The sequence below is a fragment of the Microcella putealis genome (assembly GCF_004216575.1).
GTDB lineage: Bacteria > Actinomycetota > Actinomycetes > Actinomycetales > Microbacteriaceae > Microcella > Microcella putealis.
This window is the reverse complement of record NZ_SGWW01000001.1, coordinates 333,731-351,991: the sequence shown is the minus strand read 5'-3', so window position 1 is coordinate 351,991 and position 18,261 is coordinate 333,731. Positions and strand designations below refer to the sequence as shown.

At 69.1% G+C, this 18,261-nt stretch carries 16 protein-coding genes; 12 read left to right on the top strand and 4 right to left on the bottom strand.

Features of this window, described 5'->3' with window-relative positions; genetic code table 11:
- Positions 1-3 precede the first annotated feature (3 nt).
- Positions 4-1,338: a M50 family metallopeptidase gene (locus EV141_RS01720; protein ID WP_241968939.1), complete on the top strand. Its 1,335-nt coding sequence runs from the start codon at positions 4-6 to the stop codon at positions 1,336-1,338.
- Between the two features lie 14 nt (positions 1,339-1,352).
- Here the strand turns inward: EV141_RS01720 and EV141_RS01715 are convergent, their stop codons facing one another.
- Positions 1,353-2,537, bottom strand: coding sequence for an acetyl-CoA C-acyltransferase (locus tag EV141_RS01715; protein ID WP_130484243.1), 1,185 nt, complete (start codon positions 2,535-2,537; stop codon positions 1,353-1,355).
- A 148-nt stretch (positions 2,538-2,685) separates the two neighbouring features.
- On the opposite strand from EV141_RS01715, the gene EV141_RS01710 reads away from it, so the two are divergent.
- From EV141_RS01710 to EV141_RS01695, 4 genes are all read left to right on the top strand, one after another.
- Positions 2,686-3,468 carry a CoA transferase subunit A gene (locus EV141_RS01710; protein ID WP_130484242.1) on the top strand — a complete coding sequence of 261 codons (783 nt, stop codon included), beginning with the start codon at positions 2,686-2,688 and terminating at the stop codon, positions 3,466-3,468.
- A 2-nt stretch (positions 3,469-3,470) separates the two neighbouring features.
- Positions 3,471-4,142 (top strand): CoA transferase subunit B, encoded by a 672-nt coding sequence (locus tag EV141_RS01705; RefSeq protein WP_130484241.1) that lies wholly within the window; start codon positions 3,471-3,473, stop codon positions 4,140-4,142.
- 91 nt (positions 4,143-4,233) lie between these two features.
- Positions 4,234-5,382, top strand: a complete 1,149-nt coding sequence (gene ispG / locus EV141_RS01700; protein ID WP_185740137.1) for a flavodoxin-dependent (E)-4-hydroxy-3-methylbut-2-enyl-diphosphate synthase — start codon at positions 4,234-4,236, stop codon at positions 5,380-5,382.
- 217 nt (positions 5,383-5,599) lie between these two features.
- Positions 5,600-7,372 carry a proline--tRNA ligase gene (locus EV141_RS01695; protein WP_130484239.1) on the top strand — a complete coding sequence of 591 codons (1,773 nt, stop codon included), beginning with the start codon at positions 5,600-5,602 and terminating at the stop codon, positions 7,370-7,372.
- Here the strand turns inward: EV141_RS01695 and EV141_RS01690 are convergent.
- A complete protein-coding gene (locus EV141_RS01690; RefSeq protein ID WP_130484238.1) occupies positions 7,369-8,856 on the bottom strand; it encodes an alanine/glycine:cation symporter family protein in 1,488 nt (495 codons plus the stop codon). The two genes, EV141_RS01695 and EV141_RS01690, sit on opposite strands and share 4 nt — an antisense overlap.
- 116 nt (positions 8,857-8,972) lie before the next feature.
- Here EV141_RS01690 and nusA point away from each other — a divergent pair, with 116 nt between their 5' ends.
- The 4 genes from nusA (at position 8,973) to rbfA (ending at position 13,577) form a co-directional block, all read left to right on the top strand.
- Entirely contained in the window at positions 8,973-9,971 is a 999-nt protein-coding gene (nusA, locus tag EV141_RS01685) for a transcription termination factor NusA (RefSeq protein WP_130484237.1), read from the top strand.
- 11 nt (positions 9,972-9,982) lie between these two features.
- The gene (locus tag EV141_RS01680) at positions 9,983-10,270 is read left to right on the top strand and encodes a YlxR family protein (protein WP_130484236.1); all 288 of its coding nucleotides are present in this window, start codon (positions 9,983-9,985) and stop codon (positions 10,268-10,270) included.
- Positions 10,271-10,345: 75 nt separating this feature from the next.
- Positions 10,346-13,039 (top strand): translation initiation factor IF-2, encoded by a 2,694-nt coding sequence (gene infB / locus EV141_RS01675; protein ID WP_130484235.1) that lies wholly within the window; start codon positions 10,346-10,348, stop codon positions 13,037-13,039.
- A gap of 103 nt (positions 13,040-13,142) precedes the next feature.
- Positions 13,143-13,577, top strand: coding sequence for a 30S ribosome-binding factor RbfA (gene rbfA, locus EV141_RS01670; protein ID WP_130484234.1), 435 nt, complete (start codon positions 13,143-13,145; stop codon positions 13,575-13,577).
- 3 nt (positions 13,578-13,580) lie between these two features.
- Here the strand turns inward: rbfA and EV141_RS12215 are convergent, their stop codons facing one another.
- On the bottom strand, positions 13,581-13,751 hold the full coding sequence (locus EV141_RS12215) for a hypothetical protein (RefSeq protein ID WP_157985477.1): 171 nt from the start codon (positions 13,749-13,751) through the stop codon (positions 13,581-13,583).
- Positions 13,752-13,849: 98 nt separating this feature from the next.
- Positions 13,850-14,722, bottom strand: coding sequence for an HhH-GPD family protein (locus EV141_RS01665; protein WP_241968938.1), 873 nt, complete (start codon positions 14,720-14,722; stop codon positions 13,850-13,852).
- An 83-nt stretch (positions 14,723-14,805) separates the two neighbouring features.
- Between EV141_RS01665 and EV141_RS01660 the strand changes: the two genes are divergently transcribed.
- From EV141_RS01660 to EV141_RS01650, 3 genes are read left to right on the top strand one after another with little or no spacing between them, the layout of a single operon-like run.
- On the top strand, positions 14,806-16,308 hold the full coding sequence (locus EV141_RS01660; protein WP_130484233.1) for an SDR family oxidoreductase: 1,503 nt from the start codon (positions 14,806-14,808) through the stop codon (positions 16,306-16,308).
- 7 nt (positions 16,309-16,315) lie between these two features.
- On the top strand, positions 16,316-17,290 hold the full coding sequence (locus EV141_RS01655; protein ID WP_185740136.1) for a CAP domain-containing protein: 975 nt from the start codon (positions 16,316-16,318) through the stop codon (positions 17,288-17,290).
- A gap of 50 nt (positions 17,291-17,340) precedes the next feature.
- A complete protein-coding gene (locus tag EV141_RS01650; protein WP_130484231.1) occupies positions 17,341-18,258 on the top strand; it encodes a glycerophosphodiester phosphodiesterase in 918 nt (305 codons plus the stop codon).
- The last annotated feature ends 3 nt before the right edge of the window (positions 18,259-18,261 follow it).

The window sequence follows — 18,261 nt, the reverse complement described above, 5'->3', positions numbered from 1 at the left end:
CCCGTGGAGTCCGTCCTGCTGTACATCCTTGGCGTTCTCGTCATCGTTGTCGGCCTCGTCGTCTCGATTGCGCTGCACGAGCTCGGTCACTTCGTGCCCGCAAAGGCCTTCGGCGTGCGGGTGGGGCAGTTCATGATCGGCTTCGGCAAGACCATCTGGTCGACGCGTCGCGGCGAGACCGAGTACGGGTTCAAGTGGATCCCGCTCGGCGGCTACATCTCGATGGCGGGCATGTATCCGCCGGCCAAGGGGGAGTCGCACGAGCGCTACTCGACCACCGGCTTTTTTCAGACGCTGGTGCAGGATGCGCGCGCGGCGTCCGCCGACACGATTCCGGATGGCGACGAGAAGCGCACCTTCTACCTGCTGCCCGTCTGGAAGCGCATCATCATCATGCTCGGCGGGCCGTTCATGAACCTCGTGATCGCCGTCGTCCTGTACGCCGTGTTGCTGATGGGATTCGGTATCGCGCAGCCGTCCACGACGCTCGGCAGCATCAACGAGTGCGTTGTTCCGGCGACGAGTGAGCAGCAGGAGTGCGGCCCTGATACGCCCGACGCCCCCGGCAATGAGGCGGGGCTTCTTCCCGGTGACCGTGTGCTGTCGATCGACGGCCGCGTCATTACCGAGTGGGACGACGTCTCGGCGGCGATCCGACCGGCCGCCGGGCGAACCATCCCCATCGTGGTCGAGCGCGACGGCGAGGAGGTGAGTCTTCGGCTCACCCCGTTGCTCACCGAGCGTTTCGTGGTGGATGAACGTGGCGAGATCGTCGAGGACGCCTCCGGTGCGCCGCTCACCGAGGAGGTCGGTTTCGCCGGCATTGCGCCCGCCTACGAGACGGTTCAGCAGCCCGCGGACGAGGTGCTGCCCGCGGTCGGTGACAACATCGACGCGGTCGTGCAGATCATCCTGAACCTGCCACAGCGCATGATCGACGTCGCCGAGGCGGCGTTTGGCGCCGAAGAGCGCGACCCGAACGGGCCCATCAGCGTCGTCGGCGTCGGCCGCATCGCGGGCGAGATCGCGAGCCTCGACACGATTCCCGTCGTCGAGCGGGTGTCTGCTCTCGTCGGCGTCCTTGCCGCCCTGAACGTTGCCCTCTTCGTCTTTAACCTGATTCCGCTGCTGCCGCTCGACGGGGGACACGTTGCTGGCGCCCTGTTCGAGAAGGTGCGGCGCTTCTTCGCGAAGCTGTTCGGCCGGCCAGACCCGGGCCCCCTCGACACGGCGAAGCTCGTGCCCATCACGCTCGTCGTCGTGATCATCTTGGGCGCAATGAGCGCCCTCTTGATCTACGCCGACATCGTCAACCCTGTGCGGCTGTTCGCCCCGTAGCGCGCCGTCATCGCTCAGACCGACTCGAGCAGCAGCGACTGGCCCTGCCCGCCGCCGCCGCACAGCGAGATCGCAGCGCGCGTGGCACGCCCCTCGTTGATGGCGTGCGCGGCGTGTGCGACGAGGCGGGCACCGGATGCGCCGATCGGGTGCCCGAGGGCGATCGCGCCGCCGTCGGGGTTGACGATCGCCGGGTCGACGCCGAGGTCGCGCGTGGACTGGATCGACACCGCGGCGAAAGCCTCATTGATCTCGATATGGTCAAGGCTGTCGATCGCCCAGCCGACGCGGTCGAGTGCGGCCATGATGGCGCGCGAGGGCTGGCTGTGGAGAGAGTTGTCGGGGCCGGCGACCTCGCCCCAGCCCACGATGCGGGCGAGGATCGGAGCACCCTGGGCCCGCGCCCAGTCTTCGCGGGCGACGACCACGGCGGAGGCGCCGTCGCTGAGCGGTGAGGCGTTTCCGGCCGTAATCGTTCCGTCGGCGGTGAAAGCGGGGCGCAGGCCTGCGAGGGTCTCGGCGGTCGCGTCGGCGCGCACCCCTTCGTCGGTGTCCACCACTGTCGAGCCGCCCCGCGCCGAGAGCTCGACCGGGGCGATTTCCGCGGCGAGGCGGCCGTCGGCCGCTGCCGCTGCCGCGCGCTGGTGAGACGCCGCGGCGACCTCGTCCTGCTCGCGACGGCTGATGCCGAGGTGCCCGACGTGACGTTCGGTGCTCTCGCCCATCGAGATGCCGTCGGCGGCGTCGGTCAGCCCGTCGTGAGCAACGTGGTCGAGAGCGCTCTGGGTGCCGTACACCCAGCCCATGCGCACGCCGGGAAGCAGGTGGGGCGCGTTCGTCATCGATTCCATGCCGCCCGCGAGCACCGCATCCGCGTCGCCGAGGCGCACGAGCCGCGCCGCGTCAGCAACGGCGCGTGCGCCCGATAGGCACACCGAGTTCACGCTCGACGTGGCGACCGATGCGTGAATTCCGGCGCCGAGGGCGACCTGGCGGGCGGGGTTCTGCCCGCATCCGGCCGGCAAGACCTGGCCCATGATCGCGGCCTGGATGGCGTCGAGCGGCAGTCCGCTGCGCTCGAGCGCGGCGCGCGCCGCGTGCGTTCCGAGAGCGACGGCTCCGAGGCGGGCGAAGCTACCGCGGGAGCGACCCTGTGGGGTGCGGGCGGCGGCGATGATGACGACGGCGTTGTCGGCCATGATGCTCCGTTCGTGGGGAGTCAGTGGGGGAGGTGAGTGGCATCGACCCTACCGGCGACATCGCGCTAGTTTGGGGCTATCCCCATCGGGGAGCGAGTCAGCGCCGACTCCGCGCTCACTCGTCAGTGGATCCCACAAGGAGACCGGAATGACGATTGATAAGACCGTGTCGACAGCCGCCGAGGCTGTCGCCGACATTCCCGATGGCGCGAGCCTCGCCGTCGGCGGCTTCGGGCTGTGCGGCAACCCCATGCATCTGATCGAGGCGCTGCTCGCCCAGGGCGCGCGCGAGCTGAAGATCGTCAGCAACAACTGTGGAGTCGACGATTGGGGCCTCGGCATTCTGCTTGCCGCCCGGCGCATCGCGAAGATGACGTCGTCGTACGTCGGAGAAAACAAGGAGTTTGAGCGGCAGTTTCTCTCGGGTGAGCTCGAGGTCGAGCTGACGCCGCAGGGCACGCTCGCCGAAAAGCTGCGCGCGGGCGGCTCGGGAATCGCCGCCTTCTACACGCAGACGGGTGTGGGCACACAGGTGGCGGAGGGCGGGCTCCCGCGCCGCTACAACGCCGACGGTACCGTCGCCGTCGCCTCGCCCGCCAAGCCCGTCGAGCGCTTCAGCGTGCGCGGCGTCGAGCGCGAGTTCGTGCGTGAGGAGGCCATCACGACCGACTACTCGCTCGTGCACGCCGCCCGCGGCGACCGGCACGGCAACCTCGTCTTCGCGCGCTCGGCGCGCAACTTCTCGCCGCTCGCCGCCATGGCGGGCCGCGTGTGCGTCGCCCAAGTCGAAGAACTCGTCGAACCCGGCGTGCTCGACCCCGACGCGGTTCACCTGCCCGGCGTTTTCGTCGACCGCGTCGTCGAGGTGGGCACGGGTATTGAGAAGCGCATCGAGCGGCGAACTATTCGCACCGAGGGGGAGGGGAACTGATCATGGCCCTGACCCGCACCGAGATGGCGGCCCGCGCCGCCCGTGAACTGGCCGACGGCTCCTACGTGAACCTCGGCATCGGCCTGCCGACTCTCGTGCCCAATTACGTTCCGGATGGCGTGACCGTCGTTCTGCAGAGCGAGAACGGCATCCTCGGCGTTGGCCCGTACCCGGCGGAGGACGCGGTTGATCCCGATCTGATCAACGCCGGAAAGGAAACCGTGACGGTGCTTCCGGGCGCCGCCTTCTTCGACTCGTCTACCAGCTTTGGCATGATTCGCGGCGGCAAGATCGACGCCGCGATTCTCGGGGCCATGCAGGTCTCCGAGGCCGGTGACCTCGCGAACTGGATGATCCCCGGAAAAATGGTGAAGGGGCCGGGCGGTGCGATGGATCTGGTGCACGGCGCGGGCCGCGTCATCGTGCTCATGGAGCACGTGGCGAAGGACGGCTCGCCGAAGATCGTGAGCACATGCTCGCTGCCGCTCACGGGTCGGGGCGTCGTCGACCGCATCATCACCGACCTCTGTGTGATTGATGTGACCGACGACGGTCTCGAGCTGATCGAGCTGGCCCCCGGGGTCAGCGTCGACGAGGTGAGGGCCGCAACCGAGCCGCCCCTGCGCATCTCCGCGCGCCTGCTCGGCCCTGCCGAAACTTCCGGCGGGGCCTGAACCTCTCGGTCAGGACGGTGCTCTAGTCTGGGCACCGTCCTGACCGGCGGTGCGAGGCGCCGCCCTCGTTGCACCCGAAAGTCGAGTTCTCGTGCCTGCAGTCAATCTCGGAATGCCCAAGGTTCCCGAGGTTCTCGCTCCTCGCCGCAAGACCCGCCAGATCAAGGTCGGCAAGGTCATGGTCGGCAGCGACCACCCCGTCAGCGTGCAGTCGATGACGACGACGCCGACGACCGACATCAACGGCACGCTGCAGCAGATCGCCGAGCTCACGGCCACGGGTTGTGACATCGTGCGCGTCGCGGTGCCGAGCCAAGACGACGCGGATGTGCTGCACATCATCGCCAAGAAGAGCCAGATTCCGGTCATCGCCGACATTCACTTCCAGCCGAAGTACGTCTACCAGGCGATCGACGCTGGCTGCGCCGCCGTGCGCGTGAACCCCGGCAACATTCGCAAATTCGACGACCAGGTCGGCGAGATTGCGAAGCGGGCGAAGGAGGCGGGCGTCAGCATCCGTATCGGCGTCAATGCCGGCTCGCTCGACCCGCGCCTGTTGCAGAAGTACGGCAAGCCGACCGCCGAGGCGCTCGTCGAGAGCGCCGTGTGGGAGGCGAGCCTGTTCGAAGAGCACGACTTCCACGACTTCAAGATCTCGGTCAAGCACAACGACCCGATCGTCATGGTGAAGGCGTACCGCCAGCTCGCTGAGCGCGGCGACTGGCCGCTGCACCTCGGCGTCACCGAGGCCGGCCCCGCCTTCCAGGGCACCATCAAGAGCGCGACGGCCTTCGGCATCCTGTTGAGCGAGGGCATCGGCGACACGATTCGCGTCTCGCTGTCGGCGCCGCCGGCTGAAGAGATCAAGGTCGGCCTGAAGATTCTCGAAAGCCTGAACCTGCGCGAGCGCAAGCTCGAGATCGTGTCGTGCCCCTCGTGCGGCCGCGCGCAGGTCGACGTCTACACGCTCGCCGAAGACGTGACCAAGGGGCTCGAGGGCATGACCGTGCCGCTGCGCGTCGCCGTCATGGGCTGCGTCGTCAATGGCCCCGGTGAGGCGCGCGAGGCCGACCTGGGCGTCGCGTCCGGCAATGGCAAGGGTCAGATCTTCGTCAAGGGCGAGGTCATCAAGACGGTTCCCGAATCCGAGATCGTGCAGACCCTGATCGAGGAGGCGAACCGCCTGGCCGCCGAGATGCCGGACGCCCCGGTCGGCGAGCCCCAGGTCGTCACCTCGTAGCATCCGCGTCGAGCTGCCGCCAGCGGCCGTACGCCCCCCGATAGGGGACTGAATCGCGCACGCCCCGCCGCGATAGTTTTCGAGCGGGCCTGCGAGCGCAACAAGCCCCCCTTGCCGTCGCTCGCAGGCCCTCCGCTCATTCTGACGCGAATCCATCTCGAATTCCACCGCACGGGCCGTCGTGGCGCGGGAAATCTCGCCGCTACGCTGGATCCTCGTGACCACTCGTCTGAGCCAGCTCTTCGTCCGCACCCTCCGCGAGGATCCGGCCGACGCCGAAGTGGCAAGCCACCGCTTGCTCGTGCGCGCCGGCTACATCCGCCGCCAAGCCCCGGGCGTGTTCGCCTGGTTGCCGCTGGGGCTGCGCGTGCGCCGGAAGCTGGAGGCGATCATCCGGGAAGAAATGGCGGCGGCGGGCGCCCAAGAGGTGCACTTCCCGGCGCTCTTGCCCCGCGACCCCTACGAGGCGACGGGCCGCTGGACCGAGTACGGCGACGGCATCTTCCGCCTCCAGGACCGCAAGGGCGCCGACTATCTGCTCGCGCCGACGCACGAGGAGGTCTTCACGCTGCTCGTGAAGGACCTGTACTCGTCGTACAAAGACCTGCCGCTCACGATCTTCCAGATCCAAGACAAGTACCGCGATGAGGCGCGACCCCGTGCCGGCCTCTTGCGCGGCCGCGAGTTTTCGATGAAGGACGCGTACTCCTTCGACTACACCGATGCGGGTCTGGATGCCTCGTACCAAGCCCAGCGCGACGCCTACGAGCGCATCTTCACGCGTCTCGGCATGGAGTACGTCATCGTGCAGGCCGATGCGGGTGCGATGGGCGGCTCGCGGAGCGAGGAGTTTCTGCACCCGACCGCCATTGGCGAGGACACCTTCGTGCGCTCGGCGGGCGGCTACGCCGCCAATGTGGAGGCGTACCGCACCCCTCGACCCGAGCCCCTGCCCATCGAGGGGCAGCCGGCTCCCGTCGTGTTCGACTCACCCGACACGCCGACGATCGCCACGCTGGTCGCCCTCGCGAACGAGCGGCACGCGCGAGACGATCGTGCGTGGGAGGCCGCCGACACTCTGAAGAACGTCGTGCTGCGGCTCACCCACCTGGATGGCACCTCAGAGCTCGTCATCGTCGGACTGCCGGGCGATCGCGATGTCGACATGAAGCGCGCCGAGGTCGTGTTCGCCCCCGCCGCGGTCGAGGCCGCCACCGATGAGGACTTCGCGAAGCACCCGGGGCTCGTCAAGGGCTACATCGGCCCCTGGAGCGACTCGGGCCCCGTGCTCGGCCTCGACGGCTCGGTCACCGGTATCCGCTTCCTGGTCGACCCGCGCGTCGTGGATGGCACCGCATGGGTCACGGGCGCCAACGCACACGAGAAGCACGTGTTCCACCTGGTCGCGGGCCGCGACTTCGTCGCCGACGGCGTGGTCGACATCGCCGAGGTGCGCGCTGGCGACCCGGCACCCGACGGCTCGGGGCCGGTCGAGCTTGCCCGCGGCATGGAAATCGGACACGTCTTCCAGCTCGGGCGCAAGTACGCCGAGGCGCTCGAACTGAAGGTGCTCGACGAGAACGGCAAGCTCGTCACTGTCACCATGGGCTCGTATGGCATCGGCGTCACACGCATCCTCGCGGCGATCGCCGAGGGCAACAACGACGAGCGCGGGCTCATCTGGCCGCGCTCGGTTGCGCCCTTCGACGTGCACGTCGTCGCCACGGGTAAAGACGCGGCCGTGTACGAGATCGCCGAGACGCTCGTCAGTGAGCTCGACGGTGCCGGCTACGACACGCTCTTCGACGACCGCCCCAAGGTGTCACCGGGCGTGAAGTTCGGCGACGCCGAGCTCATCGGCGTGCCGCTGATCGTCATTGTCGGCCGCAGCGCTGCCGAGGGTCGCGTCGAATTCTGGGACCGCCGCACGGGCGTGCGCACGGAGATCGCGCTACACGAGGTGCTGGGCGCGCTCCGCAACGCTGACTAACGCTCCCGATCTGTGCGGTGCCGCACGAGCGGTACCGGTCCGGTGACACTGTCGGCGTCCTGCCACTGCTCGATGCCGTGCACCTCGGGCAGCTGGTCGCGGGTGAACACCGGGTCCTTGCCCTCGGCGCGCTGCTGCTGGTAGTTCTTCAGCAGCTTGAACGCCACGGGGCTGAGCAGTCCGATCGCGACCAGGTTGATGAGCGCCATCACACCCATGAGTTGGTCGGCAGTCGTCCAGATCAAGCTCGCGGAAGCGAGCGCCCCGCCGAAGACCGCCAGCATGACGAGGACGCGGTAGACGATCAACGCGGTTCGATTTTCGGTGATGAACTCGAGGTTCGATTCGCCGTAAAAGTAGTTGCCGAGAATCGAGCTGAACGCGAGCATGAAGATGACGACGGCCAGCAGCACGCCCGCCCACTCGCCGAGGCTCGACACGACCGCGCTCTGCGTGAGGTCAACGCCGCGATCGGCCCCCTCGAGATCGGGGTTCGCCGACAGGATGATGAACGCGGTGATCGAGCACACCAGGAAGGTGTCGAAGTAGACCCCGAGGGTCTGCACGAGCCCCTGTTTCACGGGGTGGGTGACCGCCGCTGACGCGCCGGCGTTGGGGGCCGAACCGAGGCCCGCTTCGTTCGAAAACATGCCGCGCTGCACGCCGATCAGGATGATCGTGCCGAGTGCGCCGCCCGCGATCGCCTGGAACCCGAAGGCGCCCGCGTAGATCTGTCCGAACACGTTTCCGAGCTGATCGATGTTGAGGGCCACGATCACGATGCCGATCACGAGGTAGACGAGGGCCATGGCAGGCACGAGGGACTGGGTTACGTGGGCGATGCGGCGGATGCCACCGAAAATCACGAGGCCCGTCAGCGCCACGATGACGACACCGAGAATGAGGGGAAGGTTCGCGGGGGCGTCGTCGCCGACGGCGCCGCTCACGGCACCGACGATCGTGTTCGCCTGGAGGCTCGAGAAGGCAAACGGGAAAACGATGATCAGCACGATGGCAAAGAGGATGCCGGCCCAGCGCGCCCGCAAACCTTTCGTGATGTAGTACGCCGGCCCGCCGCGGAATCCGTCGGTGTCTTTGGTCTTGTACGCCTGGCCGAGGGTTGACTCGACGAACGAGCTGGCACCGCCGATGAACGCCATCGTCCACATCCAGAAGATCGCGCCAGGGCCGCCCGTCGCGATCGCCGTCGCCACGCCGGCGATGTTGCCCACCCCGACCCGGCTCGCTGCCGACACCGTGAACGCCTGGAACGCCGAGATGGATTGAGGCTTGCCGTGCGCGTCGCGTGGCGTGACGTCGGTCAGGGTGCGGAACATGGCCGGGATCAGCCGGAACTGCACGACACCGGTGCGGATCGTGAAGTAGAGGCCGAGGCCGATGACGACGGGCAACACGACCCACGACCAGTAGGTGGTCCCGACGGCGGCGATGGTGTCTTCGACGGCAGCGCTGGCATCGTTCATGACGCCACCTTAGGGCTCGCGCGGCGACGCTGTCGTGAGCCGTCTAGTAGCGTTGTCTTTCCCCGGACGCGACGTCCTGCATCCGGGATCGCAACCGAATAGCGGAGGTACCGACCGTGGACATCGACCTGGCCGTCCTGAGGATGATGGAGCGCGAGCGGGAGATCCCGTTCGATGAGCTCGTGCAGATCATTGAGCAGGCGGTGCTGACCGCCTACCTGAAGCACACCGACAGCGACGACCGGCGCAGCGACGACGACGAGCCTCAGCCCCGCGTCGAACTCGATCGCAAGACCGGCCACATCACCGTGTACGTGCCCGAGTACGACGACGAGGGCAATCTGATCGGGGAGGCCCCCGACAGCCCCGACGACTTCGGCCGCATCGCGGCGTTCGCCGCCAAGCAGGTCATCAACCAGCGCCTGCGCGACATCGGCGACGATCGCGTGCTCGGTGAGTTCAAGGGCCGCGAGGGCGACATCGTCGCCGGCGTGATTCAGCAGGGCCCCAACCCGCGTATGGTGCACATCGACCTCGGCACGGTTGAGGCGATTCTTCCGCCCGAGGAGCAGGTGCCGGGCGAGCAGTACCCGCACGGCGCGCGCATCCGGGTCTACGTGACGAGCGTGTCGAAGGGCCTGAAGGGGCCGTCGATCACCGTCAGCCGCACCCACCCCTCACTCGTGCGACGTCTGTTTGCCCTGCACGTGCCCGAGATCGCCTCGGGTGTCGTCGAGATCGTGTCGCTCGCGCGCGAGGCGGGGCACCGCACGAAGATCGCCGTGCGCGCCACGGAGCCCGGCGTGAACGCGAAGGGCGCCTGCATCGGGGAGCTCGGGCAGCGCGTTCGATCGGTCACGGAGGAGCTCGGCACCGAGAAGATCGACATCGTCGACTACTCGGACGACCTCGCCACCTTCGTCAAGAGCGCGCTGTCGCCCGCCAAGGTGACGGACGCCTTCGTCATCAACCCCGACACGAAGGCGGTTCGGGCGCTCGTTCCCGACTACCAGCTGTCACTCGCGATCGGGAAAGAGGGCCAGAACGCCCGCCTCGCCGCAAAGTTAACGGGCGCAAAAATCGACATTCAGCCCGACAGCGTCATGGATGAGTAACGCGCGCTAGGATGGAACCCGTCAGAACCTGCGTCGGCTGTCGCCAGCGCGCACCTCGCTCCGAACTTGTTCGGTGTGTCGCGCGTGGCGGTGAGCTCGCCGTAGACGCTCAGGCCAGTCTTCCTGGCCGGGGCGCGTGGGTGCACGGCACCCGCGTCTGCATCGAGGCGGCGACCACGCGCCGGGCTTTTGCCCGAGCGCTGAGGGTCTCCGCGCCGCTCGATGCGGCAGGGCTTCTGGCACTGTACGGATCCTCCGGATCCTCGAGAGAACAGGCTGATCGGCACATGGACAACTGATGAGCGGCTCGAAATGAGACCCGTCCACCATTAGTGGTCCCACCCTGTCCGGGTGCGGGCCCAGACAGGAGAAAAGTGGCTGGAAAACCACGCGTACACGAAATCGCCAGCGAGTTCGGAGTATCGAGTAAAGAAGCGCTAGAGAAGCTGAAGGCTCTCGGCGAATTCGTCAAGGGCCCGTCGTCGACGATCGAGCCGCCCGTGGCTCGCAAGCTTCGCGCTGCCCTCGAGGCCGACGGTGCGAAGCCCGTCGCCGACGCCGACGCCGCGGCCGCGCCCGCGGCGAAGCCTGCCGCCAAGGCCGCCCCCAAGCCTGCGCCCGCGCCGGCTCCGGCACCCGAGGCGCCCGCCGCCGAAGAGCCCGCCGCACCCGCCGCCCCGGCAGCGCCTGCGGAAGAACCGGCCGCTGCACCCGCGGCTGCGGCTGACGCGGCCAGCGAGAAGCCCGGCGCATCCAAGCCGGCAGCGCCCGGCACGCCGCGCCCCGGCAACAACCCCTTCAGTTCGACCCAGGGAATGGCGCGCCCCGGCACGCCCCGCCCGGGCAACAACCCGTTCTCGTCCTCGCAGGGCATGCCCCGACCCGGCGGTGCCGGTGGGGCGATTCCGCGCCCGCCGCGTCCCGGCGCTCCGCGCCCCGGTGCTCCGCGTCCCGGTGCACCCCGCCAGGGTGCTCCTGGTCGGGGCAGCGCTCCCTTCCAGACCCGTCAGGGCGGTGGCGCACGTCCCGCTCCGGGTTCGCCCGGATTCCGTCCGGGTGGCGGCGCTCCCGCGGGTGGTGGCGGCGGTTTCCGCGGCGGTGGTCGCGGTCGCGGCCCCGGTGGCGGTACCGCTGGTGCCTTCGGTCGCGGTGGTGGCAAGAGCCGCGCCCGCAAGTCGAAGCGGACGAAGCGGCAAGAGTTTGAAATGCGGGAGGCCCCGTCGGTAGGCGGCGTCAGCGTTCCCCGCGGCGACGGCAAGACGACGATCCGACTGCGCCAGGGCGCATCCATCACCGACTTCGCCGACAAGCTGGAAAACGCGACCGGCATGAGCTGCCCTCCCGGCAACCTCGTGACGGTGCTGTTCCACCTCGGTGAGATGGCGACCGCTACCGAGTCACTCGACGGCGCGACCTTCGAGGTGCTCGGCGAAGAGCTCGGCTGGAAGATCGAGATCGTGTCGCCGGAGGACGAGGACAAGGAGCTCCTCGAGGCCTTCGACATCGACCTCGACGAGGTGGACGACGAGGACGACCTCGTCATTCGCCCGCCCGTGGTTACCGTCATGGGCCACGTCGACCACGGTAAGACCAAGCTGCTCGACGCCATTCGCGAGGCGAACGTCGTCGCGGGCGAGGCCGGCGGCATCACGCAGCACATTGGTGCGTACCAGGTCTGGACCGAGCACGAAGAGATCGAACGTGCGATCACCTTCATTGACACCCCGGGTCACGAGGCGTTCACCGCCATGCGTGCGCGTGGTGCGCAGGTGACCGACGTCGCGATCCTGGTGGTCGCCGCAGACGACGGCATCATGCCCCAGACGGTGGAGGCGTTGAACCACGCCCAGGCCGCGGGCGTGCCGATCGTCGTCGCCGTCAACAAGGTCGATAAAGAGGGTGCAAACCCGGCCAAGGTGCGCCAGCAGCTCACCGAGTACGGGCTTGTCGCGGAAGAGTACGGCGGCGACGTCATGTTCATCGACGTGTCGGCCCTGCAGAAGAAGGGCATCACCGAGCTCCTCGATGCCGTTCTCCTCACGGCGGATGCCGGCCTCGATTTGCGCGCGAACCCCAACCGTCTTGCTCGCGGCTCGGCTATCGAGGCGAAGCTCGACAAGGGTCGCGGTGCCGTGGCAACGGTGCTGATTCAGGCCGGAACCCTGCGCGTGGGCGACGCGATCGTCGCGGGTACCGCGTACGGCCGCGTTCGCGCCATGACCGACGAGAACGGCGAGCGAGTGGCTGAGGCCTACCCGTCGCGCCCCGTTCAGGTGCAGGGTCTGTCGAGCGTTCCGCGCGCCGGTGACACGTTCATCGTGACCGACGACGACCGCACGGCCCGCCAGATCGCTGAGAAGCGTGAGGCTGCCGAGCGCAACGCCATGCTGGCGAAGGCGCGCAAGCGCATCAGCCTCGAGGACTTCACGAAGGCCCTCGAAGACGGCAAGGTCGAGTCGCTCAACCTCATCATCAAGGGTGACGTCTCCGGTGCCGTTGAGGCCCTGGAAGAGGCGCTGCTCAAGATCGAGGTCGACGACAGCGTGCAGCTGCGCATCATCCACCGCGGTGTCGGTGCGGTGACCGAGAGCGACGTGAACCTCGCGACGATCGACAACGCGATCATCGTGGGCTTCAACGTGCGACCCGACACGAAGGCGCGCGAGCGCGCCCAGCGTGAGGGCGTCGACATTCGCTTCTACTCGGTGATCTACTCGGCACTCGAGGAGATCGAGAGCTCGCTGAAGGGCATGCTGAAGCCCGAGTTCGAAGAGGTGCAGTCGGGTGTCGCCGAGATTCGCGAGGTGTTCCGTTCCTCGAAGTTCGGCAACATCGCCGGTGTCATCGTGCGCAGCGGCACGATCACGCGCAACGCGAAGGCGCGCGTCATCCGCGAGGGTGTCGTCGTGGGCGACAACCTGGCCATCGAGTCGCTGCGTCGCTTCAAGGACGACGTGACCGAGGTCAAGACCGACTTCGAAGCGGGTATCGGCCTCGGCAAGTTCAACGACATCCAGATCGGCGACGAGATCGAGACGATCGAAATGAAGGAGAAGCCGCGGGATTAATTCCGCGAGCTTGTCGAGGGGCCCCGGCCACGTGCATCCGCACGACGGTCGGGGCCCGTTCCACACCGCACCGCAGCAGAACCCCTCCGAAAGGTGAGACGCCATGAGTGAGAACCCCCGCGCCCGCAAGGTCGCCGACCGCATCCACGAGGTCATCGCCACGCGTCTGGAGCGCGGCCTGCGCGACCCGCGTCTCGGCTTCGTTACCATCACCGAGGTACGCGTGACGGGCGACCTGCAGCACGCCAGCATCTTCTACACGGTCTACGGCACCGACGACGAGCGTGCCGACTCGGCCGCAGCGTTGAAGGCCGCGACGGGAATGCTTCGCACCGAGGTGGGCAAAAACCTCAACACGCGGCTCACCCCGACGCTCGAGTTCATTGCCGATGGCGTGCCCGAGAACGCCGCCGCGATCGAGAACCTGTTGCGCGAGGCACGCGAGCGCGATGCTCGCACCGAGGAAGAGGCGAAGGCCGCGCAGTACGCGGGCGACGAAGACCCCTACGTCAAGCCCCGCGAGCTCGACGACGAGTAGTCGTTAGGAGTGGCCGCCGAGGTCGATCGACCCGGTATTGAAGATCGAGATGCCGATGAGAATCACGCCGGCAACGATCGACAGGCCGGCGATGGCTGCGAACAGGGCGATGCCCGCCTTCTCGATCAGGCCGGGCTTCGGCTCGCGGCCGGTGTGCGTCGCGTCCATGCTCATCGGGTGACTCCTTCGTGCCGGTGGGGGACGGCTTCATTCTCGCGCATAAATCTGGATGCTCGCGCGCCCTTCGCGCGTCGCTGTCGGTCGGGGTGCACTCAGGCTCCCGGGAGGCGGTAGCCCGTCTCGGGGTCGCCGACCGCGAGTCCGTCCGCGAGGAGGCCCGCGAGCGCGCGCTCGCGCTGCACGGCGTCGGGCCAGAGGGTCTCGACCTCGTCGTGGCTGACGCTCTCTGCGCTGCGCAACGCGCGCATGATGATGCCCCGCACCTGGCGGTCGCTGCCCTCGAACCGCGCCTGACGCGGGGCGAGCGGGCCGTCGTACACGGGGTAGCCGGCCGCGCGCCAGGCGCAGAGCTCGGCGATCGGGCAGGCGTCGCACTCCGGGGCGCGGGCGGTGCAGATCGTTTGGCCGAGCTCCATGGCTCCTGCATTGACGTCGTGCGCGGTCTCGGCGTCGCCGTCGGGCAGGAGCGCCGCCATGGCGGCGAGGTCGGGGCGGGTGCGGGCGGGGCCCGCCGCGCCCTGGCCGTGCACGGCGCGTGCGATCACGCGACGGGTGTTGACGTCGACGACCGGAACGGGCATCCGGAAGGCGAAGCAGGCGACGGCGCGCGCCGTGTAGTCGCCGATGCCGGGGAGGGCGAGCAGTGCGTCGACGTCGGCCGGCACCTCGCCGTCGTGTCGCTCGGCGATCGCGGTGGCGGCCGCGTGCAGGTTCAGGGCGCGGCGCGGGTAGCCGAGGCGGTCCCAGGCGCGCACGGCCTCGGCGGGGGAGTCGGCGGCCAGCGCGTCGGGGGTCGGCCAGCGCGCGAGCCACTGTTCGAGCCGGGGAATCACGCGCGCGACGGGCGTCTGCTGCAGCATGATCTCGCTCACGAGCACGCCCCACGGGCTGAAGCCGGGCCGGCGCCACGGCAGGTCGCGGGCGTTCTCGCGGTACCAGGCGGCGATCGTCGAGCTCAACTCCACGCGATCAGCCTAGAAGGGTGATGGAGGCCATCTGACCGACGGATGCGCGGGGCGCGTTCAGGATGCTTCCCTAGCGTTCGCCCATGCGCATCCTCGTTACCGGCGCGACCGGGTACATCGGCGGCCGACTCGTTCCCCGTCTCGTCGAGGCCGGACACGAGGTGCGCGTGTTCGTGCGCGACCCCGACCGCTTGCGCGACGTGCCGTGGTCGGCCGATGTCGAGGTCGCCGCCGGCGACCTGCAGCGGGCCAGCGACGTGCGGGCCGCGCTTGAGGGCGTCGACGTGCTGTATTACCTCGTGCACTCGATGAGCTCGGGGCCCGACTTCGAGGTGACGGAAGAGCGCATCGCCCGCACCGTCGCCCGCGAGGCACACGACGCCGGCGTGAAGCGCATCGTGTACCTGGGCGGGCTGCACCCCGACGGGCCGCTGTCGCGGCACCTGCGCAGCCGCAAGGAGGTCGGCGACATTCTGCTCGGCAGCGGCGTGCCGACGGTCGCGCTACAGGCCGGCGTCGTCATCGGCTCGGGCTCGGCCAGCTTCGAGATGATCCGCCACCTCACCGAGGTGCTGCCGTACATGCCGGCACCCAAGTGGGTGCGCAACTTCATCCAGCCCATCGCCGTGCGCGACGTGCTGCACTACCTGATCGGGGCGGCGAGCCTCGCGCCCGAGGTGAACCGCGCCTTCGACATCGGCGGGCCCGACGTGCTGCGCTACGGCCAGATGATGAACGGCTACGCGGTGGAGGCGGGTCTCAAGCAGCGGCCGATCGCGAGCCTGCCGGTGCTCACCCCGTACCTCGCGAGCCAGTGGGTGAACCTCGTCACGCCGATTCCGCGGTCGCTTGCGGTGCCGATCATCTCAAGCCTGCAGTACGACGCGGTCTGCAGCGAGCACGACATCGAGCAGTACATTCCGGCGCCCGAGGGTGGTTTGACCGGCTACCGCCAGGCCGTGCGCTACGCGCTGGCAAAGATGCGCGAGGGCGAGATCGAGACGAGCTGGCGCAACGGGGCCGTCGCCGACGCGCCGGCCGACCCGCTGCCAAGCGACCCCGAGTGGAGTGGCGCAACCGTGTACGTCGACCGGCGCGAGGCCGACTGTGAGGCGAGCCCCGAGCACCTCTGGCGCGTCGTCGAGGGCATCGGCGGCGACAACGGTTGGTACTCGCTGCCCGTCGCGTGGGCGGCGCGCGGCTGGCTCGACAAGCTGGTTGGGGGAGTGGGCCTTCGGCGCGGGCGCCGCGACCCCGAGCGGCTCGCGCCCGGCGACGCGCTCGACTTCTGGCGCGTGGAGCGCCTCGACCGCGGAGAGTTTCTGCGCCTGCGGGCCGAAATGAAGCTGCCGGGCCGAGCGTGGCTCGAGTTCACGGTGAGCCCGCGTCAGGGCGGTGGTTCGCACCTGCTGCAGCGCGCGATCTTCTTTCCGTCGGGGCTCGGCGGCCGGCTGTACTGGGGCTCGATCATCCCCTTCCACGGGGTGATCTTCCCCGGCATGGCGACGGGCATGGCGCGCCGCGCGGAGGCGATCGCCCGTCGAGAACGCGAGGATGCTCGCGAAAACGCGCGCGCATCCGCATAATTGCATCGTGGTCGCCGCACGGGGGGTGTGGGCGTCGCTCGCGGGGGTTGTCATGGCGGCGGCGCTCGTCGTGGTGCCCGTTCTCGCCCCCGCCGTCGCGCCCGCCGCGCACGCGAGCGAGTCGGGGACGATCCACTCGCTGATGAACCAGGGGCGTGCGGGCGCCGGGCTCGGGCCGCTGGCGCGCAACCCCTCGCTCGACCAGGTGGCGCTGAACTGGGCGAACCAGATGGCCGCCTCGGGCGTGATGTCGCACAACCCGAACTACTCGACGCAGATCCCGGCCGGCTGGACGAGGGCCGGAGAGAACGTGGCACGCGGCCAGGCGAGCGGTGCCGCGATGTACGACGCGTGGTGGAACTCTGCCGGCCACAAAGCCAACATGCTCGGCGACTACACCGACGTCGGCATCGCCTTCGTGCAGGCCAATGGGTCGACCTGGGGCGTGCAGGTGTTTGCGAAATACGGCGGAAGCGTGCCGGCCCCCGCGCCGCCGCCCCCTCCCGCCCCTGCTCCGGCGCCCGCCCCCGCGCCCCCGCCGCCGCCGCCACCGCCGCCCGCGGAACCGGCGCCCGCGGCCGAGGTGCCCGCGCCCGCCGCCGACGACGCTTCCGCGGCTGAGGACGCTTCCGCCGACACCCCGCCGCCGAGCCGCGAGCCGAGCGGCGACGACGCCGCGGATGACGAGGGGCGTGCGGCCACCGGGCGCACGCCGCAGCCCACGGACGATGAGGATGCGGGTGCGGGCGCGGGGCAGACGCGCGATTCCGATGCGGCCGCGGCGAGCATCCGTTTGGCCGCCGACGGTGTCGCCCTGACGCCGCGCGATCTCGCCGGATCGGTGGCCGCCGTCGCCGCAATTGTTGCCGCCGCGCTGCTCGCCCTCACGGCCGCGCTCGCCCTCGGCGTCCCCCGAAGAGGGGCCATCGCGAACACTGTGCGACAGCGATTCAGGTCACGAAACGGTAACGGGCTCGGGTAGTCTCGAGGTCTTCGCAGCGTCGCGAAGGCCCGAGATGAGGGAGGTGGCCCGTGTTCCGACCTCGATCGCCCGAGCGCCGACTGTGGCAGGGTCACCGCTATTCCCCGCGCCGCGTCTCGAGCGCCATCGCCGCGACCGTCGCCCTCGTCGGGGTCTTCGGCATCGACTACACGGCCGCGACGGCCTACGCCGCCGTCCCCGCGTACGCCCAGGCGCTCAACAACGGCGTACCGCTCACCGCCGCCCACCGCGGTGACCCGGTGGCCGCGCCCGAGAATACGCTTCCGGCCATTCGCGCAGCGATCAATGGCGGCGCTGACATCGTCGAATTCGACCTGCAGCCCACCCGCGACGGGCACGCGGTGCTCATGCACGACGACACGGTTGACCGCACGACCGACGGCGAGGGGCCGATCACCGCGATGACACTCGACGAGGTGCGCCAGCTTGATGCCGGATCGTGGTTCGGCGACGCGTGGCGCGGCACGCCGGTGCCCACCGCGGAAGAAGCGCTGTCGGCGTTCGTCGGTGTCGACACCACCGCGCTCGTCGAATTCAAGGGCACGTGGACGGCGGACGAGATTGCGCCTGTGCTCGCGGTCATCGACGAACTCGGCATGGGGGACCGCACCGTCGTCGCGAGCTTCGAAGCCCGCACGATGCTGGCCCTCGAGCGCCTCGCGCCGGGGCTGCAGCGTGCCCTCACCATGCGTGTGCTGCCGGCCTCGCCCCTCGGGCTTGTGGCGGCCTACAACGCCACCCTCGTGGTCACGAGCATGCGCTCGGTCGAGCTGTCACCGCGCATCGTCGCCCAGTTGCAGCAGGCGGGCGTCACCGTGATCGTGTACACGCTCAACTCCGACACCTACTGGCAGCAGGCACGGGCCGCGGGCGTGGACGCGATCGTCACCGACGACCCGCGGGGCATGAGCCACTGGACGACGTGGATCGACGAGCGCGGCTGGTGAGCC